We start from the raw sequence: 4,425 nt of genomic DNA, 5'->3' as shown, positions 1-4,425 counted from the left end.
TTCACGCAGCTATGGTACCGGCTTAGGGGTAAGCGGGACGATAGTTGCTCAGAACCCGCTGAAACGGCCCCTCAAAGGTAAGAATCGTGCTGCAAACACCTCCATAAGATCCGAAATTCCCTACCCATTCTTTCTTAGTGTATAGTACCTTCGATTTCCTGAATCGCTTATTTTTTTAGGTGTATGATATTTGGATCCTCAATTTCCAATAGTTCTGTCCTATCATCCCATTCGTCTATTAGGCTTTCCGGAAGCTCTTCTTCCAATTCTTCAAAATTCACTTCTGTCCAACTTCCTTTAATAAAATTGAATAATCTATTTGGCAATTACAGCACCCCATTTATAATAAAATAACCGCTCCACATTAGTATTTAACTTAAAAAACAGTTTTTATCCAAAATGAGATATAAATTTCACCATAAAAAAAGCCCAACTGCATCGCAATTGAGCTTTGGACTCATTTTTAATCACTATTGACCTATAAATAATCCGATGGCCAACAAAAGTCCAAAAAATGTATTCGTTTGTGCTGTCGATTTCATAGCTGTAATCATTTTAATGCCAACTCCACCGCCTACGAATCCTTTAATTGCTTTAACTGGAATCGGCAGACTTAAAAATACAAAACAAGTCCACGGACTTACAATATTCATCACAACTAATAACAATATCCATAAATAAGCAAGCGCAAATGCAACACCTAATACATAGATAGCATTTTTCCGGCCAATTAAAATGGCTAATGTTTTTCTTCCACCGAGCGTATCTTCCTCTATATCTCGAATATTATTAGCCAAATTGATTGCCCCAACTAAAATTGCAATAGGAATGGATAATAAAATACTTTGTTGATTAACATACCCCGTTTGAATAAAGAATGAAATCAAAATGAACATAGATCCCATACAAACACCAGCAAATAACTCTCCGAATGGTGTATAAGCAATTGGAAGCGGACCACCAGTGTATAAATAACCGATTGCCATGCCAATCACACCAATTAATGCTAACCACCAGCTGCTTGCCATACAAATATAGAACCCAAAAATAATTGCGATTGCATAGCATAAAATAGCTAAATTCAGAACAGTTTTAGGTTTCATTCCTTCTCGTACAATTGCCCCGCCGATACCAACCGAATCAGCTGTATCCAGTCCCCTTTTGAAATCATAGTACTCATTAAATAAGTTCGTAGCAATTTGTATAAATAAACAAGAAAATAGCATAGCTAGAAAAAGCCAAATATTAATATGATTATAGAATCTTGCAGCAGCTGTACCGATAAGAACAGGTACAAATGAAGCTGTTAAAGTATGAGGACGAGTTAACTTCCACAACACCTTCAAGTTCTTTTTTCGATTCGTGTCCATGATTTTTAATCCTTCCTTTAATCATTCTCACCCGTTCAATATTTTATCATATTTTTCATTCATACGTTATATAAAAAATATAGAAAAACCGTAAATCTAATTTTCATTCGTTTAATTGCGAACGCCAAATTTCCACAAAGAACACTAGCGGCTGATAAAAGACAAAAAAATATCCAGTCATAGACTGGATACAAAAAAGTTTTATAAAAATAGGGGATAAGAAAAGAAAAATCTTATAAATTCATTTTACACACTTTAAAGCGTTAATGCATGAGGATATTAGATTAATACTATTTACCCCTTTTTTATTTATATTTTGTACTGAAATTGTAATTGAGATAGTATCCTAATAAATACAGATGTTTTAGCTATACCTATACCAGTCCCAAAATGTTGATCCTTGAGCAATGATAAACTTTTCTAACCAATTATCAAATTTCATAGGTATAATATTTTCTTCATCTTCAAACGTTACTCCATCCTCCATCCAAAAAAGATGATGTTGCGGTGTAATTACTAGTCTACATCCGTATAGCCGTATCCAATCGGAAACCAACCTTTTGGATAATCCATAACCTCCAAATCTTTAATAATGTCATTAACAGAATTTAATTCGAAACCACCACCATATTCAGGGTCATCATATAACATTGCACCATTATGCATTAATAAAAAATCTATATAGATATTTAAAAAGTCTTTTGGTAGTTTTGTAATTTCATCCGCCGTTGCAGGTTAATAAAATGTAATTCTCAATTTTTCTACATAACCACCTTCTCGTTGAACAGTAATAAGATTATCTTTATCTAATCTACTTTTGATTGTATCAATAGTTATTTTTAATGATGTCATGAACCAATATTCCTTCTAGTTAATAATTTGTCCACCAAGGATTTACTTCACTTCTATGGAATTGCTTTTTTAAGGATATTAAATTTGAATAATCATTTGAACCATAATACTCTCTTGGACGAATGTGATGAATTTCATAATTTCCCGTAATTATTTAATTAATTTATCTATTTCATTTTGCAATTTTATCATTCTATTAAATGCAGCTAATGCTACTTTTAGATGCTCCTTTTTAGGTTTAGATGTAAAAAATAAATATTGAAAAACATAACCGATAATATAAATAGGTTTAAAAAACTTGATCAACATTTTATTTTCTACAATAAAAAGTTCATATGCAATTGAATATGATAAAATAAGTAATAATAGAACATTAATATCATTTATTCTTGGTATAAACAAAAAAATTATAAACACTGTTAAAACAAAAGTTAATAGATTTGTTCCACATGATTCATGAACTCTTGATTGCTTTTGAACATTTAGTAGGTTAAGTTTTTTACCTTGATCATAACAATTCGCAACCATATGTTCTGCCGCATGATATTTTGATACTTCCGTAAATCTAATATATATTGTCAATATTAATACGATTGAAGGTATTATTAATTCAACTGGCACATTAAATGAATATTCCTTTGTAACTAAATTTATCAAAGAGAAATAACTTAATAAAAATGTGACAATTAATGAAATGCAAATTATCAAAAGGAACTTTTTTAATGAAGTAAAAAGTGATGAATAGAAATTCCAAACACCTCTAATAAATGGTATCTTGGATATAAAATATTCAAAATCAAAACCATGGTTTTCTATGTATTCGTACTCATCAAAATCAACATTATCAATAACTTCTATTGTATTATTTATACGCTTTGCAGTTACTGTAACATCGTTTGAACGAAACGTGACCCCATTTAAATGAGCTCTTCCTCCATAATTCATTCATTAGACCCTCACATCCTATTAAAATTAAACTTTTCTTCAACAATGGACATTTTCCGCCTTCTTATATACAAAAAATGTATCATTTTACTTTATTTTGTTATTATATCATTTGTAGATTTGGAAAGTTTACTACTAAACTATATTTACAAAATAGAGGTTACAATAATTCCTCCTTTATATAGTTCATTCGACACAGGAGAAAAGATCCCTCTAAAATTATGGATAAATTTTCATACTGCATTCCCCACTTGCTTTAACACATTCAATATCAGAGGCGAAACTTGGACTAATGCCAAAAAAACAATTTAATTTGTTTTTGGTCAATATTTTCGTAAAAGGAAATAATTCAAGTGAGATAGAATACTAATATTAGGTGATGAAAATGAAAAAAGTTAAAACTAATATAGGGGCTGGCTAATAAAGAAGGATGAACACAATAGGGAATCTTTAAAAGACAGATATGGAAAATTACTTAATACATTATGGTGTACCGGTAATAGTTTCCCTTCAGTACCGGAGCTTTATGATATTGCAGAGCTATTATGTTAAAGTGGATGAACTATACGAAAGGATTGTAGAAAAAACAACTGAAGATATTTCAGTTTTAGAACTTGATGAACCGAATAAAGTACATAAAATAAGGAGTAAGTATTATGAATTTAAATTTTTTATCAGAATTAAGAAATATTCGTATTACACTTGTTGTGCTGACAATTGTTTTAACCCTTTCAACATGTAGTAGGGACAATACTCAAAATATTAATAATGATTCTCAAGAAATATACCCCAAGTTTTCATCTACTAACATGATAGATTTTGGCAATGGTGACTTTGGAGTATTAACCAGTGAATCTGATTATGGAGATGATGTAATTCGTATTTATCATTACGATAAAAAAACAAATGAAGTTACATTTAAAAAGGAACAACCGCTAATTGAATTACAGAATAATGATGAATAGTAATGCAGCCCTGATAAATGATCCTGTTACAACAACATAACCACCAGCTGCATTATTAACTAATCTTTGACAATGGAGAAGATACTTCTTACAAACGTTTGCTGTAATATCTTGAACATTAACTATTTCATTTTCAGAACAATATTGTTGAAACTGTCCAAGAATATTTTTGCAGGCTAGAATAGTAGTAGATGATAAATTTTTAAATTCCCTTTCATCTAAAAAATCTTGAATGGCAAATTTGATAAGCATAAAAAAACCACCTCGCAATTATGTACTGCACCCCAAAAGTT

Annotated in this window: 7 protein-coding genes; 1 reads left to right on the top strand and 6 read right to left on the bottom strand. The window is 30.5% G+C overall.

Annotation, left to right across the window (positions count from 1 at the left end; translation table 11 throughout):
* Positions 1-167: 167 nt before the first annotated feature.
* From B5V89_RS20275 to B5V89_RS18625, 5 genes are all read right to left on the bottom strand, one after another.
* Positions 168-326, bottom strand: a complete 159-nt coding sequence (locus B5V89_RS20275) for a hypothetical protein (protein WP_181294718.1) — start codon at positions 324-326, stop codon at positions 168-170.
* A gap of 144 nt (positions 327-470) precedes the next feature.
* A complete protein-coding gene (locus B5V89_RS18630) occupies positions 471-1,370 on the bottom strand; it encodes a 1,4-dihydroxy-2-naphthoate polyprenyltransferase (protein WP_108073437.1) in 900 nt (299 codons plus the stop codon).
* 516 nt (positions 1,371-1,886) lie between these two features.
* On the bottom strand, positions 1,887-2,036 hold the full coding sequence (locus B5V89_RS20270; protein ID WP_181294717.1) for a hypothetical protein: 150 nt from the start codon (positions 2,034-2,036) through the stop codon (positions 1,887-1,889).
* Positions 2,037-2,241: 205 nt separating this feature from the next.
* Positions 2,242-2,355 carry a hypothetical protein gene (locus B5V89_RS20665; protein WP_341118779.1) on the bottom strand — a complete coding sequence of 38 codons (114 nt, stop codon included), beginning with the start codon at positions 2,353-2,355 and terminating at the stop codon, positions 2,242-2,244.
* Positions 2,356-2,372: 17 nt separating this feature from the next.
* A complete protein-coding gene (locus tag B5V89_RS18625; RefSeq protein WP_108073435.1) occupies positions 2,373-3,167 on the bottom strand; it encodes a DUF1385 domain-containing protein in 795 nt (264 codons plus the stop codon).
* Between the two features lie 656 nt (positions 3,168-3,823).
* On the opposite strand from B5V89_RS18625, the gene B5V89_RS18620 reads away from it, so the two are divergent.
* Positions 3,824-4,132 carry a hypothetical protein gene (locus B5V89_RS18620; protein WP_108073433.1) on the top strand — a complete coding sequence of 103 codons (309 nt, stop codon included), beginning with the start codon at positions 3,824-3,826 and terminating at the stop codon, positions 4,130-4,132.
* Here B5V89_RS18620 and B5V89_RS18615 read toward each other — a convergent pair.
* The gene (locus B5V89_RS18615; protein ID WP_142406543.1) at positions 4,112-4,402 is read right to left on the bottom strand and encodes a phage integrase SAM-like domain-containing protein; all 291 of its coding nucleotides are present in this window, start codon (positions 4,400-4,402) and stop codon (positions 4,112-4,114) included. The genes B5V89_RS18620 and B5V89_RS18615 overlap by 21 nt on opposite strands.
* Between the last annotated feature and the right edge of the window lie 23 nt (positions 4,403-4,425).

Source organism: Heyndrickxia sporothermodurans (genome assembly GCF_003055045.1).
GTDB lineage: Bacteria > Bacillota > Bacilli > Bacillales > Bacillaceae_C > Heyndrickxia > Heyndrickxia sporothermodurans.
This window is presented reverse-complemented; position numbering and strand designations above follow the sequence as displayed.

Coding starts and splice junctions, on each gene's coding strand:
- B5V89_RS18625 (WP_108073435.1), bottom strand. CDS start 3,167: ATGAATTATGGAGGAAGAGCTCATTTAAATGGGGTCACGTTTCGTTCA.
- B5V89_RS18620 (WP_108073433.1), top strand. CDS start 3,824: ATGAATTTAAATTTTTTATCAGAATTAAGAAATATTCGTATTACACTT.
- B5V89_RS20270 (WP_181294717.1), bottom strand. CDS start 2,036: ATGCATAATGGTGCAATGTTATATGATGACCCTGAATATGGTGGTGGT.
- B5V89_RS18630 (WP_108073437.1), bottom strand. CDS start 1,370: ATGGACACGAATCGAAAAAAGAACTTGAAGGTGTTGTGGAAGTTAACT.